Genomic DNA, 20205 nt, shown 5'->3' with positions numbered 1-20205 from the left:
ATACTGTATAAAAGACTCTGTCGATTTATCAGGCAGCAGGAACTAAAAATAATGAAAATAACCTCGTTACACGCTCTTCTTTCCATAACACTTGGCTTAACTATAGCCAATAGCGTTGTCGCAGCAACGCCAAAAGTATTCGAGCAAGCTCGCGTTATTGAAAGCGCAGATAACTTTGCCGTTTTAAGCCCTCGTTCCCGTATTACCCCAGAAAATGATATGCTTAATCACAGGCTAACGCATTTACTGCCAGCGCTAATGGCTGAGCAAGATCTTGATATGTGGTTGGTGATTAATCGGGAAAAAGCCGAAGACCCGGTGTATTTTACCTTAGTCCCCCAGCCTACTTTCGCTGCACGACGCACCACCATGCTGGTGTTTCATAAATTACCCGATGGCAATGTTGAAAAGCTCACCGTTAACCGCTATCCACTGGGCACACCTTACACCTCTGCCTGGCAAGGTGGCAGTTTAGCGGAACAATGGCAAGCATTAGCAGAGCTTATTATTAGTAAAGATCCAAAACGCATTGGTATTAATTTCTCTGCCGATTGGCCTGTGGCCGATGGGTTAACCGCGTCCTTACATCAACAATTGACGACAGTGTTACCCAAAGACTGGCATAACCGTTTGGTATCTGCTGAAAAGTTGGTTGTGCGTTGGTTAGAGCAGCGTACCGAACAAGAGTTGGCGGTGTATCCGCATATTGTGGCTATCGCCAGAGGGGTTATTGCTGAAGGTTTTAGCAGCAAAGTTATTACCCCAGGTGTCAGCACAACTGACGATGTCGCCTGGTATATGCGCGAACGCTTTAGCGAGCTGCAGTTGCCTGTTTGGTTTATGCCCTATGTTAGCTTACAACGCCCTGGCACAAGCTGTGAGCAAGATACCGCCTTTTGTGGCGAGAGCGGTGTCATCCAGCGTGGTGATGTTTTGCATACCGATGTGGGGATTTGTTACTTAAAACTGTGCACGGATACGCAAGAAATGGCTTATGTGCTAAAAGCTAATGAAGAGAATGCTCCCAAAGGCTTGCAAGCGGCTTTAGCCACCGGTAATCAATGGCAGGATATTCTAACCACTGAATTTAAAACCGGGCGCAGTGGCAATGAAATTCTGGTGGCTACCCAGCAAAAGACTCGTGCTGCCAAGATCCTCAGTAGCACCTACAGCCACCCGCTCGGCTTTTTTGGTCATGCACCAGGCCCTACTATTGGCATGTGGGATAATCAAGGCCCTACGCCGGTGCAGGGCGATTGGCCATTGTATGCCAATACCGCTTACGCCATAGAGGGGAATATTAAACAACAGGTAGCAGAGTGGCAGAACCAACTCGTACATATCAAACTGGAGCAAAGTGCTTATTTTGACGGCAACAAGGTGATTTATTTAGCCGGACGGCAAACACAATGGCATCTGGTGCGTTAGCAAAGTGCTAGCAAAACTAAAATTGGTTAGTCGCTAATATCACACCCTGCTAATCTTTGCTAAACCGACAACGCGAAGCCGCTGAGGAAAAATATAAACCACAGCGGCTTTTGTTTTATACTGATTGCTCTAACCAATAGTTAACGGCTGAGAGCAGCTCATCGGGATGAAACTTTGCAATAAACTGATCAGCCCCTACTTTTTTGACCATCGCCTCATTGAACACACCGCTTAAAGACGAGTGTAAAATAATATGGATGCCTCTTAAGGCCGGATCGGCTTTAATGGCGGCAGCCAGGGTATAGCCGTCCATGCGAGGCATTTCAATATCAGAGATCAGCAGCGGTACCTGATGCAAGAAATCATCACCCGCCTCGGCAGCTTTATTTTGTAACCATTGCAAGGCTTCTTCACCGTCTTTGGCCAGCGCAGACTTAACATTGACACTGTCTAGGGCACGTTTAACCTGGTTACGTGCTACCGTTGAATCATCGGCAATTAATACCAGAATTTTACTTAAGTCGAGCTTATTACTGCGTTCTTTTACCGTTGCACTGACTTCTTCTTCGACCGGAATAATTTCAGAAAACACTTTTTCAACATCAATAATTTGTACCAGTTGGTTTTCAAGCTCCGTCACTGCCGTTAAATAGTGCCCGCGGCCAGCACCTTGTGGTGGCGGTTTAATCTGCTCCCAGTTCATATTTACAATGCGATCAACACCAGAAACCAAAAAACCCTGTACATGGCGGTTATACTCGGTAACGATAACAAAGGCTTTAGTAATATCGGTGATGGGTTTACCGGTCGTGGCCTGTGACAGATCAACAACGATCACTGACTCTCCGCGCAATTGGGCAATACCCTTAACGCAAGGATGAGAACCTGGCATCTCAGAAAGCTCTGGTGCCTGAATAACCTCCCGCACTTTAAACACATTAATACCAAATAATTGCCGGCCATTTAATCTGAATAACAACAACTCAAAACGATTCTGCCCTGCCAGATTGGTGCGCTGATTAACTGTGCTTAAAAGGTTACTCATTGTTGTTACCTCTAATCATACCCTGCCGCCACTATTGTTATACCTATAGAGTAACGATAGCATAGTTTTAATATTTCCATTTGATCTGGCTTTTAAATATTGCAGTTTGCTTATTTAGGCACAAATACTATCTGTCGTGCTATACCGTCGTTGTCTGGATCGGGTAGCGCGGGCAAAAACTGCCAACGGTGTTGTTGAGTTGCTGCATACAGCAAAACGAAGGCGTCAATAATATCATCAGCTTTAGCTAACTTTTTGGGTGTCTGGCAAAGCGCTTGTTCTAATGCGGGCATATCGGGTTGTGCGAGCCGCGTCAATATCGCTAGCCGCTCGGCTCGTCCCTCGGCGGTTGCTTTAGAAAACTGCATAGGTTGGCCGCTTAATCCGGCGAAAAGTAATTCCGGATGCGACTCATAAAAGTGCAATAAGGGCGAAGATGGTTTTTTCAGCTGCTGTCTCAGGCTAGCAAGTTGACGCATTTTAGGCACTATATTCCATGTTTGAATTGGAAATCCTTTCCCTATCAATTGTTGGTTTATCTGGCAGGCCGTAGCGAAATCCTCGGCATAGACTGCCGCTTTACAAGGTACAGGAAAGACACTGGCGGCTCTGCCCGGTAACCATTGTCGCGCTAATTTATCGCATTGCCGATAGGGTTCGCCAGCCTCTGGAAAGCCCATAGGCATATCAATTAACACCGTTGCAGCTACAGCTTGCTGGGTTAGCAGGCTCGTTAGCTGCTCTAATACCAGAAACTCGATCTTTGCTTGATGCTTAACAAAAGCGAACCAACCCGCTTTGCAGCCATCAATACCGATTTTAACCTGGGTGTTTACGCTGGCGGGCACGAAAGTCATGCAGGTAAATAGGGTTGCAATAAAGTGCGCAAATTTACCCGGGCTTTTAGCCTGGCGGCTAATAAGTATAAACCGCCCATTTTCCGGTGTAGAAAAATGGCATCAGCCGGCGGGCTATGCCAGTAGTTTTGCTGCATACTCAGTGCTGTACCTGCTTCACGTAACCGCAATGCCAAATCACTTTGGCCAAAATCAAAAGCACTGTTTTGCTGTAAAGGTTCACAGGCCAACTGCACTACATTAAGTACTGCCTGCTGTTGCGCTGGTAAAATGGCCTGGCTGAAAAAACCAATAGCGGTCAATGCTGCTACCATCGCCGTTTGATCCTGTTGCAGTGCAGCATAAAATAACTGCCGGTAACCTTGGCTAAAGCTGTCGCTATATTGTCTGCAGGCGCCAAAATCTAATAATACCAACTGTTGGGTGGTGGTATTGTACTGATAATTGGCAAAATTAGGATCGGTTTGCACCAGTTTAAATTCGAAAAGCTCCCGAAACAGCAATTCAAATAATAAGCTCATTACCCTGTCGCGCTCTACCTGACTGCGCTCTGCCAATGCCTCTATCGGTACACCTTCGACATAACTCATTACCAGAATATTGGCAGTGGTTAGATCCATTACGACTTCAGGTATCAAAAAATGCGGATTAGTCACTAAGAATTGACGATATTGCAGCAAGTACGCGGCTTCTTGCAGATAATCAGCTTCGCTTTTTAACTGAAGTTTCGCTTCGGCCAACAGCTGCTGATAATCAACCCCTTTTGGCACCAGGCCACTGATGCGCAATAAGGTTGCTACGTTATCAATATCACTGTCGATACTGTCTTTTACTCCGGGGTACTGAATTTTCACTGCAAGGCGTTTACCATTATCATGATAAGCCTGATGAACCTGGCCAATGGACGCCGCAGCCAGCGGGGCAAAAGTAAAATCGCTGAAGTGCCGTTGCCAATTATCGCCCCATTCGGTTTTTAATACCTGGGCTAACTGTTTAACCGGCATTGGATTAGCGCTTGAGCGCAAGCGCGCTAACATATCAGCTAAGGCGGGCGGCAACATATCGCCAGCATCCATCGATAACAGCTGGCCTACTTTCATTGCTGCGCCACGTAGATGAGCAAGTTGATCAGCAACCCGCTTCGCATTACCGGGGGTAAGTAGCATATCCTTTTTATCGGGAATATTGCCTTTTGCCAGCTGGCGGGCACCTTCTGCCAACATTCCCCCGGCGACACGCCCGGCTAAGGACGCTAAACTTCCAAAACGCGATAAACGATTGGCCGGGACTTTGGAGCTATTGTTAGATTTAACATTGTTATTCGACATAGCCATCCATTAATGCTGTTGTAATAACCTTAATACCCAAGTGACTTCAAGCGTGTATTGCAAGCGCACAACGGCGCTGAAGCCCGCACTTTGCAGTTACATAGTTATATACGCGAAAACATGTTGTTTAGTTTTGCAGTAAAGCGGCCGCAGCGCAGTCGTTTTACAATCTTAAGCTACCGGCTCGTACAGTTTTCCGTTTTACCGCCTCTGATAGCACCTGCCAGTTTGGTACCACTAAGGTTAGCTGCTTGGCGGCCCGGGTTATACCGGTATAAATCAGCTCGCGGCTTAATACCGGATTATCGCGCTCTGGCAGTACCATTACCGTGTGAGCAAATTCGGAGCCCTGTGATTTATGCACTGTCATAGCAAAAACGGTTTCTACCTCGGTAAGGCGACTGGGTAAAATCCAGCGAACTTTGTTATCGCTATCAATAAAAACAGCACGTTTCTGGCCATCACGTGGTGACGTTAGCACCATACCAATATCGCCATTACGTAAATTAAGATTATAATCATTGGCGGTGATCATCACCGGTCGCCCTTCAAACCAGCTATCATGACGATTACTGCTTTCTTTTGCAGCGGGTAAAAAGCTCAGTGTTTTTTGTACCAACGCATTTAAGCCGGCAACGCCAAAGGGCCCCTCTCGCACGGGTGTTAGTAATTGAAAGCTTTGATAGGCGTTAAGCACCATTCTGGCCCAGCTATCTAACTGCTCGGCACTGCAAGTGGCATCTGGCCGCGTTTTTATAGCCTGCCAGTAAGCCGCAAAGCCTTGCTGGCAGAGTTGCTTTAGGGCTTCAAGTAGTGCGTTTTGTTGCTCTGCGTTTTCAGCGTCTTTGCACTGGAGTAAGCGAATATCAGTATAAGGGCTATTCTCAGCCAGCGCTGCGTTTAACGCAGGCAGCTGAGCATCATTGACTGCGCGCGCCAGGGCGCCAATGCCGCTGCTGTCATTAAAGCGACGGCTCACTCTTAGCATCACCACATGCTGTAAATGTGCCGGACCTGCCAGTTGTTGCAACCAGGCCGGCAGCGGTGTCTGGCAAAACTGTTGTAAAAAAGCCAAGGTTTCAGGCCGGTAGCCGCCCTGCTCTGCACCTGCGCAAAGTTGCCCCAGCACTGCACCAGCTTCTACCGAAGCGAGCTGATCTTTATCGCCTAACAGGACTAACCTGGCACCGCGGGGTAAGGCTGCTAATAGCGCTTGCATTAACTCAATATCGACCATACTGGCTTCATCAACGATTAACACATCCAGCGCCAGCGGCTGACCTCTGCGATGTTTAAACTGCCGGCTACCGGCTTGTACCCCCAGCAATTTATGCAAGGTTGAGCTTTCAGCGGTAATGCGGTTTAACGCGGTTGCCCAGCTCTCAGGTAATGCCTTAAGGCTGCTGGCCGCAGCTTGAATCGACTCTTTTAAACGTGCCGCCGCTTTACCAGTGGGCGCAGCTAACTTGATCACTAACGGGGTTGGATGACTGCTCGCGTGCAGACGTTGTAACAATGCCAACAAGCGCACAACCGTATAGGTTTTGCCGGTACCAGGGCCACCGGTGATCACGCTAAACTGGCTGCGCAATGTATTAACACAGGCGAGTTTTTGCCAGTTAATTGCCGTAAGCGAGGCGCTGGTGTCAGTAACGGCTGGATCTGGGGTAAATAACTCATCTAACCAGCTGTTAAGTAGGTGGGTTTCTGGTAAGGCGCTCTCTGTAAAAGCATTAGTGACCGGCTGCATTAACGCTTGTAAATCGGCAGCAATAGATTGCTCATATTGCCAATAACGGTATAAATACAACGCAGTTGCCATCTCTGCTGGCGTATCGCTTGGTGGCTGAGCGGCCAGAACCAGGGGCTCACCCTGATAAAGGTTATGCGTCGTTGAGGCGCTGATGCCCGGCAAGTCGGCAGTAAATACCGGGCTACTTAGCTTCAAAGCCGCTATCAAATCCGTCTGTGTTACGCCATTTAGTAAGGTGGCAAGCCCCGGGATCGCTTCTCCGTTGGCGTTGTAAAAGCTTTCCGGCTTGATATTAAGTAATGCCTCAGGCGCAACAAATAATGGCGCTAATGGCAAACACACGTGCCCACGGCCAACCTGATGTGACAGCAACGCTGCTAACAATAACGTTGTGCTATTAATGTCAGTTGAGGACTCCACTGCCGCTTTATGGCCGTATAAAAAGCGGGCAAAAGCCAGATCCAAGGCCTTAATTAGCCCGGCCTGCTGCCATTGTGATAACAACTCCAGCAGCGCTGTCGGTTGATAAGCGAGCAGGTTTTTAGATGCTAGCATCAGTCGCCTCCCCGGCTTCTTGGCCGCTAGCCAGTAATTGATCCAACTGCTCGATCAATTCCCGCGGTGGCTTATCACTAAAAGCGCCTGCTGTGGCGGCATGCTGACCGCGTAAAAATAGATACAGCACTCCACCGATATGTTTATCGTAACAATACTGCTGCTGTAAGCGGGCTTTTAGCAGTTTATGTAAGGCTAAGGTATAGAGCACATATTGCATATCATAACGGCTGGCCAGAATTTTATCACGCATCGCACCTTGGCTGTAGGCGCTATTATCTGGCCCCAGGTAGTTTGATTTATAATCTGCTACGTAGTAGCGACCTTCGTACTCAAAAAGCAAATCAATAAAGCCTTTTAGCATGCCGTTTAAATAATTTGCTTGCAGACCTGGCCTAGTATAGCCCGGCAGCACCGCCCTAGAAACTAAATCGTCTAGCTGCACGGTGCTCACACCCGACACCGCAAACCAAAATTCCGGCTCTGCTTTATAAAGGTTTAATTCAGCTAACCGCACCGCTTTGCCATCGGCTAACATAAAAGCAGTTTGCAGATAGCTGGCCAGCCAAGCATCCAGCAACTCACGCCGGGCCGCCCAACTACCGTGCCGACAACGCCTAGCCAACAGTGCACCACGCAACTCAGCATCCTTTGCTACTTGTGCAAAACCTGCCTCGGCCGCATCCTGTAACAGATTATGCAAAAAAGTACCTGGGCCAGCGCCGCGAGGTAGCTCATGCAACGAAACAGCCGCAGCCTGCACCGCGACCTCGTCTTCTTGCTCGTCGAGCAAGTTATGCTCTTGCGGGCTATCTGGCTCACGCAAGGCGCCATATTTTAGTGCCGAGTAGCTTGCCACCCACCAGGGGGAAAACCTGTGGCCGGCGGGCATCTGACAGGCACTAAACTGTTGCAGTTCACTCGTTTTCTCTTTGGCTTGATAATGTTGTGTTTCAGCAAAACTTGGCAGCGGCGCCACACTTAGAGGTTGCCCGGCAAATAATGTTGTGGCCCTGGCAAGAAACTGTTTGCCATCTGCCGCAGTGGTAGCATCTAGCAAGTAAGCTAAAGCACTTTTGGGCCAGTCACCCGTGGGCGCTAAACTTAACCAACAGGCATATTTGGCGCGAGTAACTGCTACATAGAGCTTGCGAATATCCTCACCCAGCCGCTCTTGATCCGCTTGCTGCAATATCGTAGGCTCAGCCACAATGCTTTGGCAAGGTAAGCCGTCGCTTGTATGATAATTAAAGACCTTATCTTTAACTGAAACCGGCCGGCACAGACTGATAAAAGGCAAAAACACCAGGGGATATTCTAAACCCTTAGATTTATGAATAGTGACAATCTGAATCAGTTCAGCATCGCTCTCTAGCCTCACAACTTGTTCATCGGCTGGCTGTTGCACATTGTCACGCTGATAAATATGTTCATGTAAAAAACGCAGCAGCGCTTGCGGCCCTTCCAGTTTAGCGGCAGCTTGCTGTAATAATTCTGCCAGATGCAATAAGTCGGTTAAATAACGCTCGCCAGCTACGCTATTGCCGTTCGCATCCGCTGTTTTAGCCAGTAAGCGCTCTGCCACCTTAAATTGCTGCATAATTTGCCGGATCATCGCCAGCACGCCCTGTTGTTGCCAACTGGCAGCAAATTGATAGAACTGCCCTACCCGGTTATCCCATTGCATATCATCATGTTGCAGTGCATCCAGTTCAGGTAGCGATAGGTTTAACAAACGGGTATAAAGTGCATTTAACAAGGCTCTTTTATTGGCCGGCTCGGCACAGGCAGTGAGCAGCAATAGCAGATCCCGGGCAACTTCGGTATCAAATACCGAGTTTCTATCCGACAAGTAAACACTGGCCAAGCCACGTTTGCGTAGCTCGCGCTGCATTAAATGCCCTTCGTTGTGGGTGGCCACTAAAATGGCGATATCTTTGCTTTGCAGCGGGCTTAACGTTTTGCTCGCAGCGGCGGTATGCTGAAAACCAGTTTTGCCTGCAACCGCCTGATTTAGCAATAAGGCGATGTAATCACTAAAGCGGCTTGCCATGCTTTGCCGGTATAAACTTTTGCTAATATCTTTGCTGTCATCGCCGCCGTCAGATAACTGAGCAAAGGTGGCAGTCCAAAGCTGCATTGCAGTCTCAGCAGGCTTACCATTAATTATCAGGTTGCGATCAACACCTTTAGCCGCCACCTCGACAAAGGGTACCTGATTACCTCTCGCATCGTTGAACAAGAACGCCTTAGCAAAGGTGTTTTTCTCTGCCGGGATAAAGATCGCATTGGCGCCTTTTACCATGGCCTCACTTGAACGAAAGTTTGTTGCCAGGGTGAAGTGTCGGCCTTCAGTGTCGCGCCGGGCTTGCAAATAGGTATAAATATCGGCACCGCGAAAGGCGTATATCGCCTGCTTGGGATCGCCGATTAAAAATACCGCTAAATCTTGCCGGTTTGCCGCAATCTGATAAACGGTATTAAAGATATGATACTGATCGGGATCGGTGTCCTGAAATTCGTCGATGAGCGCAACCGGATATTGTTGCCGTAAAATGGCTGAGAGCGCTTCACCTTGCTCAGTCGTTAACGCCCGGCGGGTATGCTGAATAATATCGTTAAAGCCTAGCACAGCATCACGGGCAAGCTGTTGCTCAAAGCGTGCTTTACACCAACTTACCGCATGCGCTAGTAAATCTGGGCGCAAATCGGCTTTTTGTTGTAATAATTGTTGTAGCGCCAGTAAGGCCCCCGGCAGATCTTCGCTTAATGCCGGCCCCGTGTAATGGAGGGTAAATTCTTTACCATAGTTTTTAATTAAGCTGTCTTTTAATACGGGTAAAGACTCGTCAACCGCGGTTTTCGCCCCGGTTGCCAAGGCTAGCCAGTCGCTTAGCGCAGCAAAGTCTTTGCGGGCCTTGCTGCCGTTATGGGTTTTGGGCTTGGTAAACCAACCTTGCTTTTCAGCTTCATCAATTAACGCAAAATAGCGCGGTAGCAATAGTTGCCAACGGTGTTTAGCCTCAGCAAGTTTTTGCTGCTGCCTTTGCTCTGCCGCGTCAATCAACTGCGCCATATGCAGCGGCTGGCAGGCGGGGGGCGCCAAATCCCATAAGCCGTTAATCTCACTTAACAAGGCGTCTGGTGTCGCGACTAACTCCGTTACCCGCTGATAGAGTTGTGCGGGTAATGGATAGAAAAAATTACGCCAATAATCCCGCACGGCTTCCAGTTTATAGGGCGCCAGATCAGTGATCAGTTGTTGGCTAAACAAACTGCCGCTGCTAAAAGCATGCTCGCGCAACACACTTTGGCACCAGCTATGAATCGTTTTAACGCTGGCTTCATCCATCGCCTCACTGGCCATTTGCAGGGCATAAGCGCACTCAGGCCAAAGCTCGGTGGCGAATTCCGCTTTCAGTGCGGTTAGCACGCTATCTTCTAGCGGATCGCTGTCACGAAAGACGGCTGCAGCCTGCACTAAGCGCTTACGGATCCGATCTTTAAGCTCTGCCGTGGCGGCTTTGGTAAAAGTCACTACCAGGATATCCGCCGGTAACAGAGCGGTGTTTCGTGTCGCAGGCGCGGCTAAACGCGGCAAATGCGCCAGAATAAAACGTACATAGAGCGCAGCAATAGTAAAGGTTTTACCAGTGCCAGCACTGGCCTCGATCAGGACACTGCCGGTTAGAGGCAATTGTAACGGGCTATTGAGAATAGTACTGTTTACCGTGCCAGATATGGCGCTCATTTGGTAACTCCATTTACTGCGCCATCTTGGCGAACCGCGGTAACAGCAGCAGCTTTTAATAAGCTAAAAAACGGCAGATAAAGCTGTTGCGCGTAGTCTACAAAGCCATGCTGTAATAAGGTGTCAGCATCTGGATGGTATCGCGCCAAATATGGCAACTTAGTCAGCAGACCGGCGTTAAACTCATCGCCCAGATAGACTTTATTTAAAGCCTCGGCACTGTAGCCATATTCAGCACTCTGCTCAGAGGTAAGCTGTTCAGACTGAGTGTCATCAACCTTGTCTGAGTCAGTGGCTACCTGTTGCTGTTTACCGCGACTTTGATACCAGGCCTCCGCCAGCGGCAGGGCTATAGGTAGGGGCGTTATAAGTGCCTCTGCCAGGCCTTGCAGCAGATTTTCTAACTGGGCGGTGGCTTGCAATTTAGATAGCGAAGCGAGAGTCAGCACTCCATCCTCACCGAGAATAATGGTTTGCACCCGGCTGCCCTCGGCCAGTACCGCACAAGCAAACAGGTGTTTAAGATAACCAGACACCAGGTTGCGCCAGGTGTATGCGACACTGCGCGGCCTTTTCTCTGCGATCTTATTTACCCTAAGTTCAAGTTGCAGATAATCATTGCAGCCTAATTGATACAGTGAGGCCAGCTCATCTTCCAACAGATAAGCGCCTGCTGCTGGCACTCGCGCTGCATCAGCACAGGATAATTGATAACGCTGCGGTTTAACCAACAATGCCGCCGGCGGGCATAGCCGTTGGTAGCATTGATAAATAGCCAAGACGGCCTCTTTACTTTGCGCAAGTACCTCATCGGCGCCATGTTTATAGGGTAAATGCCCACGACGGCGCAATCGCTGCAATTGTCGCTCTAACATTTGGCTGCTTTCATCGGCAGCGCTGTCGGGTTGATTTTGCAGCAACTGCTGCATTAACTCGGCTTTAATCTGCCAGGCGGCTAAACCATCTACACTAAAGGCTTCCGTATCCGTTTGACTGTTGTCGGCCTCGTTCAAAAAAACGCCCAAACGCCGCCTGGCCAATAACTGCGCGGGTTCTTTTAATAAGATTACTAAGTCAGCTAATGAAAAAGTGGCTTCGGCGACAAAAGGCGCTAACTGCGGCAATATTGCGCCAGCCTGCTCACTGGCAGGGGTGACTGCATAAACGGCCAGCCACTCATTGGCGTAACTAAAGTACTCTGGCTGTGCTGCGTTAAAATAACTGGCCGCAAAAGGCTGTAAACGATGGCTAATCGTCAGCGACTCGCTACACTTTGCTCCCCATACGGTATTTAAATGATCTTGGAGCTGCCCAACCAGCACGGATGGCGGTTGTTCGCTATTATCTTGTGCACTCATCCCCACCCAACTGATATAGAGTTGTTGCCGGGCCGAGAGCATGGCTTCTAAAAACAAATAACGATCATCTTCGCGACGAGATCGATCACCGGGGCGGTAATGCTGGGCCATTAAATCAAAATCCGCTTTTTGGCTGGCTCGGGGATAATCATTATCGTTCATGCCCAATAGGCACACCCGTTTAAACGGAATAGCCCGCATCGGCATCAGGGTAGCAAAATTAACACTGCCAGCCATAAAGCGCTGCTGTAAATTAGGCTCATCCACTGCCGCCAGCCACACTTCGAGCACAATGTTATATCGCAGCGCGCTACTAAATTCCGCTTCGCTGGTGCTGTTTAACCACTCATCCAAGGTATCACGTAACCGACTTAACAGTAATTGCTCTGCCTCGTTGCTCGGGACAAATAACTGTTCCAATAAAGCGGCGAGGAGTTGATGCCAGTCTGCCGGGCTTTGGCTAGTGGCTAAGGCTTGCCAATAATGCTGCAACAAGGTGATAAGTTCAGCTAAAGCACCTGCGGCCTGTGCTTCTATACCCGCCACCTCGGCATAAGGTTCTAGCTGCTGCCAGTTGGGATTGTCGAGGTTTTCACTGTTTGCTTGCGCTGCACTCAGATCCCCCACCGCATATCCATAGAGCATACGATTTAGCGCAAATTGCCAGCTATTTTCATCGAAACTATGCTGTAATCCCAGTGCCTGACGATGCTGCTCATTTAATCCCCAACGTGCGCCGGCAGCCGTACTCCATTGCTGTAAGCGTACCACTTGCTCTTGCGTTACACCAAAACGGCGTTGCACTGCCGGTACGTGCAACAAATCAAAAACGTCACTTTGTCCAAAGCGTTGTTGTGGTGCTGTTAATACCAACTCTAACGCTTGTAAAATAGGCGCGCGTTGTCGCAACCCTTGGTCGGCTATGCTGTAGGGAATAAAGCGCGAGTCGGCTGGTGCTATGCGGCCAAACACCGCGTCGATATAAGGGGCATAACTATTTATATCGGGCACCATCACCATAACATCCCGTGGCTGCAAACTGGGATCGGCCGCAAAAGCAGCCAATAAATGATCTTGCAGTACTTCCACTTCACGCTGTGGGCTGTGGCAACGTTGAAACAGTATGGACTGGTCAGTTATCGCAGGCCATATTGCCTGGCTTTCCGTAACTGGTCGCAGATTAAGAATATCGCTTTGTAACCGTGCCAGTAAGGTATTAGCCGGCGCTTCATCAAACAAATCAAAACGTAGCTCACTAAAATTAGCCGCTTTACTACCGGTTTCATCAAACTCATCTAACAAGCGGATATAATCCCGCCCCTGCTTGCCCCAGGATGCAAGTAATGGTTGAGCAAACTGATGTAATTGTGCCTGACTGACCAGACTGGGGTTCGCCTGGTGTTTATGGCTAAAGCGGGGTTTTGCATACTGATTAAGTAGCTCACGGCCATCGACAATATCAGCCCAGTGATATTTGCAGGGATTGTGTACGCAAAGTACGATCTGCGATAAGCCTTTAAGTGCGTGCAACACCTCCAGCGTTTGCCGGGGTAAAGATGAGATGCCAAACACTACGATGCGCGGCGGAATACCTGCTGGTCGCTGACCCGCTGCTGTGAGCTTAGCTGCGTGCGCTAAAAAGCGTTGATGTAACGCCGCTCTATTACTGCATATTTGCTCTGCGCCGATATCCTGTACCAGGGCTTGCCACAAGGCGGGTTGCCAGCGTTGTTCTGCCGCTAAGGGGGTGCTTTTGCCATGTTGTAGTAATACGGCGTCTCCGCGGGTCCAGGCATCCAACCAATCGGCCCGATATACCTGATACTGATCGAATAAGTCTGAGAGTTTATCACTTAGCTGAAACAGCTTACGTTGCTCAGTATCATTGGCAACATAGCTTTTAAGAGCAGTAAAATCGGGGTGCGATGCCATTAAATCAGGGAGTAAACGCATCAAACGCCAGCGTAAGCGGCTCTTATCATAAGGCGATTGCCTGGGAATATCCGCCCCCAGTATCGCCCGGTAAGCACGCCATACCAAACGAGCCGGTAAGGTGACTTCCAGCATTGTAGCAATACCAGTATTGCTGGCTAATGCTTGTTTTAGCCACTGTGCAATACCATTGGATTGCACTAAAATGACCTCTTCTTCCAATGGTGCCAACGGATAGCGTGCTAATAATTGCACGGCAAGATCAGTAAGATCTTCCAGCCTATGACTATGGGCGGCAATAAAACCAGGAGTGAGCATTCTCATCAATCAGTTAAACTTGATTGGCATAGCGCCAACCCGTTGGTAATTGGCACTGTGCCCCTCTACCCATTGGCCATTTTGCAAATAGCGCGATCTCACTTTTAACACCTCTCCACTAAGCTCACTGCTCGACTGCACCTCAGTGATGCCATTGGCATTATTTTCGACTTTTTCACGAGCAATAATCAGCTTGTTTTCACTGTCAAACTCCATAGTGCCATGGGTATAGAAGCCGGCAGTGGTAAAGTAGTAATACGCCAGACTTTGTTTGGCCTCATCCCAAAAAATCATCGATTCACCACCATAAACGCCGTCATTTATCGAGTGCACGGTTTTAATCGCCATACCATTTAATGCCCGGCTCCAGTGTGAGCGATCGAGGGTTTTATCTGTTTTGCCGGGCTGAGTTAAGTCACCCTGCCAATAGGTGTCCAGATAAGGACGAAAGACTTCCAGTTTGGGATGCAATGATGGTGTTGATGCTTGTGCTAAGGCACATAAGCTGAGTAATACCAATGTGCTTATCACTTTACTAAGGGTATTAAACATAGCGACCTCCTTGATCGTTGTTAGTATCAGTATGTTGCTCAATTTTTATTTGTGTTCGAGTTATGTTCAACATTACGTTAAGCGCTGAGGACCAAGCAAGCTCATTAACCTGCTATCATCGCGATAAATAGCGCACCAACATAAAACCTATTGCTGTTAATGCTAACGAACCGAACAGATGTATGAAAGCGGTAGTTATAGCATGGCTAAATTTTTGCTCTAGCAACATTTCAATGATCTCGGCTGAAAACGTTGAAAAGGTGGTTAAGCCACCCAAAAAACCAGTGATAAGTAATAATCGCCACTCGGGGGCCAGGCCAGATTGCTGAGAAAACCAGGGTACCGCCAAACCAACCAGTAACCCTCCTATTAGGTTAGCCAGTAAGGTACCCAGCGGCAGCACGGACCAGACTTGATTAAAATGTGAACCTAAGACCCAGCGCAGCACGGCACCGCAAGAAGCCCCGGCACTAATCGCCAGGATTGAGGTTAACATGAAGACTCCTTTTTCGACCTGGTTTGCGCAGTGGCTATGCGACAACAGTAATAACAACAGCAACAATATTGCCGCAAGCTGCCACTTACGCTAATAACTGTAATTCTGCCAGCTCCCGGTACAGGGGACAACTTTGTAAAAGCTCAATATGGCTGCCACTGGCAATTAACTGACCTTTTTCCAGGACTAAAATACGATCGGCGGTGATTACAGTACTTAACCGATGCGCAATAATCAAGGTGGTTCGGTTTTGCATCGCCAGCTCTAACGCTTGCTTAACTGCATGTTCGCTAGCGGCATCCAGCGCACTGGTCGCTTCGTCTAATAATAAAATAGGTCGGTCGGCCAGAATAGCCCGGGCAATCGCTATACGTTGTTTCTGCCCACCCGATAAGCGGACACCCCGCTCACCCAGTTGGGTATCATAGCCCTGTGCAAATTGGCCAATAAACTCATCAGCCCGTGCCGCAATACAGGCCGCTTTAACCTGTTCCAGGCTGGCCTCGGGCTTACCATAGCGCACATTCTCGGTGACCGAATCGGCGAAGATCACCGCATCTTGTGGTACCAGCGCAAATTGTGCGCGCAGTACCTGAGGTGACAGCTGCGGTAAGGCAATATCATCCAGATAAATCTGACCACGGCTAACATCGTAGAAGCGTTGTAACAATTGAAACAAGGTGCTTTTACCCGCACCGCTCGGACCAACCAAGGCGATACGTTCACCGGCTTTTATTTGTAAGTTTAACCCCGATAGCACAGGTTGCTCAGGTGCCTGTGGATAAGCAAACGCTACTGCGTCAAACCGCAGCGAGCCACTGACTCTGGCAGGTAAATGATGCGGCTTTGCCGGGGCGCTAATGGCAACCGGCATCTGTGATAACTCAATTAACCGCTCAGCGGCTCCAGCGGCACGTTGCACTTCACCAATCACTTCACTAATGGTGGCCACCCCACCTGCCACCATTACCGCGTAGAATAAAAACGCAGTAAGCTGCCCGGGGCTGACGCTGCCTTTAATGACATCCAGCGCGCCGACATAACCCACCAAGGTAATAGCACCAATGCTCAGCAACATCACCGAGCCAATTAACAACGCCCGATAAAAAATCCGGCCGCGCGCCGCGGCAATAACCTGCTCTATTTTATTGCGGAATACCTGCTCGTCTGCCGCTTCATGGCCATAAGATTGCACCGTATGAATTTCATGTAAGCTTTGATCAACATGAGCGCCAATATCGGCCAGCCGATCCTGGCTATCCCGGGCTAAGCGCCGTACTTTTTTGCCCAGAATAAAAATGGGCAGCAGTACCATCGGTACAGCGATAAACACTAAGGCGGTCAGTTTAAAACTGGTAAAGGCCATCATCAGTAAACCGCCAATGGCGGTCACCCCCGAGCGCAGCGCCATCGATAAACTCGAACCCACAACACTCTGTAGCAAGGTGGTATCGGCGGTAAAGCGGGAAATGACCTCGCCAGTACGGGTTTCGCTGTAAAATGCCGGCGAGAGCTTCAGCATATGTTGATAAACTGTATTGCGGATATCAGCGCTTACCCGCTCCCCCAGCCAACTCATAAAATAAAAGCGCAAAAACACGGCGACAGAGGCGATTAAGGTGATGGCTAACACCAACAAGGTCAGCTGATTAAGCCGGGCAGAATTGCCCGTGACAAAACCTTCATCAACCAACAGGCGAACCCCCTGCCCTAAACCTAGCCAGGCTAAGGAGCCAATGAGCAAAAACACGATTGCCGCGGCCACTTTGCCGCTATAGGGCTTTAGGAAGCCGGCAATCCAGGGTAATACCGCTATGCTTGCGGCAGTGGGAGTGGTTTTAGACAAAGGAAGCTCTTCTGATAAATAACTTTACCCTGCTTTATTGTGCTGCCATGGCGTTAAAACAAGCGGTCGCAAAGAATTTTTCAAATTTAGCCAATTTCAATAAAAGTGTTTTGGAATTATTAGCTTAGTGAAAGTATTGGCATCGCAGTAATAACGGCGCTAAATCTGGCAGCGGAACAGCCGATATAGAGGAATGTTAATCATAAGGAGCCATTGCAATGACTAGCAAGCACCATGATGCCGTCACCCCGGAGTTAACTGCTGAGCTGCGTTATTTACATCGCATAATGCAGGCCATTGATATTCTTGCCGAACATCCGGAGTTAACCGTGCTGGCATATGGCAAAGTGTGGCGTTTTTCGGATATGCTGCGCACCTCAATGCGCTACGCCTACTTAGCGCAATTACATGGCTTTGACGTTGAACCTTTTCGCCGTTGGTATAACCGAGAGGCAGACACCTTCAGCCGCTATGGTATTAGTTGGCAATACTAACTACCTGCTTTTTTGATAGCTCCTAATTGATAAAAGCTATTAGGACATTCAATTTTAATCACTGTATAAACCGTCACTTAGGGTCTATAGTCTATAGCATTATCTTTAACGGTTTAGCCGTAAAAAGTTTTTGCAACGACCTAACAGGAGTGACCAATGGACAACAACAATAACTCAGCAGGTAAATGCCCGGTAATGCATGGTGGTAATACCGCGAGCAGCAAGAGCGTCATGAGCTGGTGGCCTAACGCCCTCAATTTAGACATCCTGCATCAACATGATAAGAAAACCAACCCGCTGGGCGATGATTTTAACTACGCTGACGCCTTTAAATCACTGGACCTTAACGCCGTTAAAACTGACTTAAAAGCCCTGATGACACAAAGTCAGGACTGGTGGCCAGCGGACTGGGGGCACTACGGTGGTTTATTTATCCGCATGGCGTGGCACAGTGCTGGCAGCTATCGAATTGCTGATGGTCGTGGCGGTGCCGGTACCGGTAATCAACGCTTTGCGCCATTAAATAGCTGGCCAGATAACGGCAACCTGGATAAGGCCCGTCGCTTGCTGTGGCCAATCAAAAAGAAATACGGTAACAAATTGTCATGGGCAGACTTAATGATCTTAGCCGGCAATATGGCCTATGAATCGATGGGGTTTAAAACCTTTGGTTTTGCCGGTGGTCGCGAAGATATTTGGCATCCGGAGAAAGACACCTACTGGGGCTCTGAGAAAGAATGGTTGGCTCCCTCTGGTAGCGAAGGCACTCGCTACTCTGGTCAGCGCGACCTGGAAAACCCACTAGCCGCAGTAATGATGGGCTTAATTTATGTTAATCCAGAAGGGGTTGACGGCAAGCCTGATCCACTAAAAACCGCCCACGATATCCGTATTACCTTTGCCCGCATGGCAATGAATGACGAAGAAACCGTTGCCTTAACCGCCGGTGGTCACACCGTAGGTAAAGCCCATGGTAACGGCAAGGCCGAAAATTTAGGGCCAGAGCCAGAAGCTGCAGATATAGATGAACAAGGCTTGGGCTGGAATAACCATAAAACCCGCGGCATTGGTCGTGATACGGTAACCAGTGGTATTGAAGGCGCCTGGACCAGCGAGCCCACTAAATGGGATAACGGCTATTTCAAAATGTTGTTAGAACATGATTGGGAATTGACGAAGAGTCCGGCCGGTGCCTGGCAGTGGCAGCCGATCAATATTGAAGATGCTAATAAACCGGTAGATGTGGAAGATGCCGCTATCCGCTGTATGCCTATGATGACAGATGCGGATATGGCAATGAAAATGGACCCGGAATACCGCAAAATCTCTGAGCGATTTTACCGCGATCAAGCTTACTTTGAAGACGTATTTGCCCGCGCCTGGTTTAAGCTGACTCACCGCGATTTAGGCCCGAAAAGTCGCTATTTAGGACCAGATGTGCCAGCAGAAGAGCTAATTTGGCAAGATCCGGTTCCTGCCGGTAACGCGACACTGGCCGATAGCGATATTAGTGAGCTAAAAGCCAAAATACTGGCCAGTGGTTTAACCGTAGGCGAGCTGGTAGCAACCGCCTGGGACAGTGCCCGTACTTTCCGAGGTTCTGATTATCGTGGTGGTGCTAATGGCGCCCGTATTCGCCTGGCACCGCAAAAAGATTGGGAAGGTAACGAACCGGCTCGTTTGCAAAAAGTGTTAACGGTTCTGCAGGGTATTCAAAGCGGTTTTGCTAAAACCGTCAGCCTGGCTGATCTTATTGTGCTTGGTGGCTCTGCCGCAGTAGAGCACGCCGCTAAAGCTGCCGGTGTAAATATCAGTGTGCCTTTTGCACCGGGCCGTGGCGATGCGACACAACAGCAAACCGATGTGGAATCCTTTGAAGTATTGGAACCTATCCATGATGCTTATCGCAATTTCCTGAAAAAGGACTATGTGGTACAGCCGGAAGAGTTAATGTTGGATAAAAGCCAGTTACTGGGTTTAACCGCCCCGGAAATGACAGCATTAATCGGCGGTATGCGGGTACTGGGTACCAACTTTGCTGGCTCGGCGCATGGCGTTTTTACCGATAAGGTTGGCGTATTAACTAACGATTTCTTCGTTAACCTGACCGATATGGCATACCACTGGAAACCCACTGGTCGTAATTCTTATCAACTGGTTGAACGTAACACCGGCGAGGTAAAATGGACCGCTACCCGGGTAGACTTGGTATTTGGCTCTAATTCGGTACTGCGTTCCTACGCCGAAGTCTACGCGCAAGACGATAACAAAGAGAAGTTTGTCAAAGACTTTGTTAAAGCCTTTGTTAAAGTGATGAATGCCGATCGTTTTGACTTAAGCTAATCGTTAAAACAGGGCGGTGTTAACCCTGACCGTAAGAGAGGGCCCCATATTGGGCCCTCTCTTAGGTAAACCTTTAGCTGCCTCATACACGCCTAATAACGTTCTTTCTAGCTGGCTTGTCAGCCTAATCAAAGACATAAAAAAGCCCT

The 20205-nt window shown here is 48.9% G+C and carries 12 protein-coding genes; 3 read left to right on the top strand and 9 right to left on the bottom strand.

Annotated features, from left to right (window positions below; translation table 11 throughout):
- Positions 1–51 precede the first annotated feature (51 nt).
- A complete protein-coding gene (locus tag IE163_RS16775; RefSeq protein WP_189434155.1) occupies positions 52–1428 on the top strand; it encodes a M24 family metallopeptidase in 1377 nt (458 codons plus the stop codon).
- Between the two features lie 115 nt (positions 1429–1543).
- On the opposite strand, the gene IE163_RS16770 is transcribed toward IE163_RS16775, so the two are convergent.
- From IE163_RS16770 to IE163_RS16730, 9 genes are all read right to left on the bottom strand, one after another.
- On the bottom strand, positions 1544–2473 hold the full coding sequence (locus tag IE163_RS16770) for a chemotaxis protein CheV (protein WP_189434154.1): 930 nt from the start codon (positions 2471–2473) through the stop codon (positions 1544–1546).
- Between the two features lie 110 nt (positions 2474–2583).
- Complete coding sequence (locus tag IE163_RS16765; RefSeq protein WP_189434153.1) at positions 2584–3321, bottom strand: DUF429 domain-containing protein; 738 nt, start codon at positions 3319–3321, stop codon at positions 2584–2586.
- 5 nt (positions 3322–3326) lie between these two features.
- Positions 3327–4658, bottom strand: a complete 1332-nt coding sequence (locus IE163_RS16760) for an ABC1 kinase family protein (protein ID WP_229833627.1) — start codon at positions 4656–4658, stop codon at positions 3327–3329.
- 163 nt (positions 4659–4821) lie between these two features.
- Positions 4822–6966 (bottom strand): exodeoxyribonuclease V subunit alpha, encoded by a 2145-nt coding sequence (recD, locus tag IE163_RS16755; RefSeq protein WP_189434152.1) that lies wholly within the window; start codon positions 6964–6966, stop codon positions 4822–4824.
- On the bottom strand, positions 6953–10717 hold the full coding sequence (gene recB / locus IE163_RS16750) for an exodeoxyribonuclease V subunit beta (protein ID WP_189434151.1): 3765 nt from the start codon (positions 10715–10717) through the stop codon (positions 6953–6955). The genes recD and recB overlap by 14 nt, the downstream gene beginning before the upstream one ends.
- Entirely contained in the window at positions 10714–14331 is a 3618-nt protein-coding gene (gene recC / locus IE163_RS16745) for an exodeoxyribonuclease V subunit gamma (RefSeq protein ID WP_229833626.1), read from the bottom strand. The genes recB and recC overlap by 4 nt, the downstream gene beginning before the upstream one ends.
- A 3-nt stretch (positions 14332–14334) precedes the next feature.
- The gene (locus tag IE163_RS16740; RefSeq protein WP_189434150.1) at positions 14335–14877 is read right to left on the bottom strand and encodes a hypothetical protein; all 543 of its coding nucleotides are present in this window, start codon (positions 14875–14877) and stop codon (positions 14335–14337) included.
- Between the two features lie 115 nt (positions 14878–14992).
- Positions 14993–15373, bottom strand: coding sequence for a fluoride efflux transporter CrcB (gene crcB, locus IE163_RS16735; RefSeq protein WP_189434149.1), 381 nt, complete (start codon positions 15371–15373; stop codon positions 14993–14995).
- Positions 15374–15458: 85 nt separating this feature from the next.
- Entirely contained in the window at positions 15459–17219 is a 1761-nt protein-coding gene (locus IE163_RS16730) for an ABC transporter transmembrane domain-containing protein (RefSeq protein ID WP_189434148.1), read from the bottom strand.
- 218 nt (positions 17220–17437) lie between these two features.
- On the opposite strand from IE163_RS16730, the gene IE163_RS16725 reads away from it, so the two are divergent.
- Positions 17438–17713 carry a hypothetical protein gene (locus IE163_RS16725; RefSeq protein ID WP_189434147.1) on the top strand — a complete coding sequence of 92 codons (276 nt, stop codon included), beginning with the start codon at positions 17438–17440 and terminating at the stop codon, positions 17711–17713.
- Between the two features lie 156 nt (positions 17714–17869).
- The gene (gene katG / locus IE163_RS16720) at positions 17870–20056 is read left to right on the top strand and encodes a catalase/peroxidase HPI (protein ID WP_189434146.1); all 2187 of its coding nucleotides are present in this window, start codon (positions 17870–17872) and stop codon (positions 20054–20056) included.
- Positions 20057–20205: the final 149 nt, after the last annotated feature.

Source organism: Alishewanella longhuensis, from assembly GCF_014653435.1.
Taxonomy (GTDB): Bacteria; Pseudomonadota; Gammaproteobacteria; order Enterobacterales; family Alteromonadaceae; genus Alishewanella; species Alishewanella longhuensis.
Note: the sequence above shows the minus strand (reverse complement) of the source record. Positions and strands in the feature narration are given on the sequence as shown.

What these genes read in the sequence shown, in the direction of transcription:
- IE163_RS16775 (WP_189434155.1), top strand. Translation starts at nt 52, where the DNA reads ATGAAAATAACCTCGTTACACGCTCTTCTTTCCATAACACTTGGCTTA.
- IE163_RS16770 (WP_189434154.1), bottom strand. Translation starts at nt 2,473, where the DNA reads ATGAGTAACCTTTTAAGCACAGTTAATCAGCGCACCAATCTGGCAGGG.
- IE163_RS16760 (WP_229833627.1), bottom strand. Translation starts at nt 4,658, where the DNA reads ATGTCGAATAACAATGTTAAATCTAACAATAGCTCCAAAGTCCCGGCC.
- recD (WP_189434152.1), bottom strand. Translation starts at nt 6,966, where the DNA reads ATGCTAGCATCTAAAAACCTGCTCGCTTATCAACCGACAGCGCTGCTG.
- recB (WP_189434151.1), bottom strand. Translation starts at nt 10,717, where the DNA reads ATGAGCGCCATATCTGGCACGGTAAACAGTACTATTCTCAATAGCCCG.
- recC (WP_229833626.1), bottom strand. Translation starts at nt 14,331, where the DNA reads ATGAGAATGCTCACTCCTGGTTTTATTGCCGCCCATAGTCATAGGCTG.
- IE163_RS16740 (WP_189434150.1), bottom strand. Translation starts at nt 14,877, where the DNA reads ATGTTTAATACCCTTAGTAAAGTGATAAGCACATTGGTATTACTCAGC.
- crcB (WP_189434149.1), bottom strand. Translation starts at nt 15,373, where the DNA reads ATGTTAACCTCAATCCTGGCGATTAGTGCCGGGGCTTCTTGCGGTGCC.
- IE163_RS16725 (WP_189434147.1), top strand. Translation starts at nt 17,438, where the DNA reads ATGACTAGCAAGCACCATGATGCCGTCACCCCGGAGTTAACTGCTGAG.
- katG (WP_189434146.1), top strand. Translation starts at nt 17,870, where the DNA reads ATGGACAACAACAATAACTCAGCAGGTAAATGCCCGGTAATGCATGGT.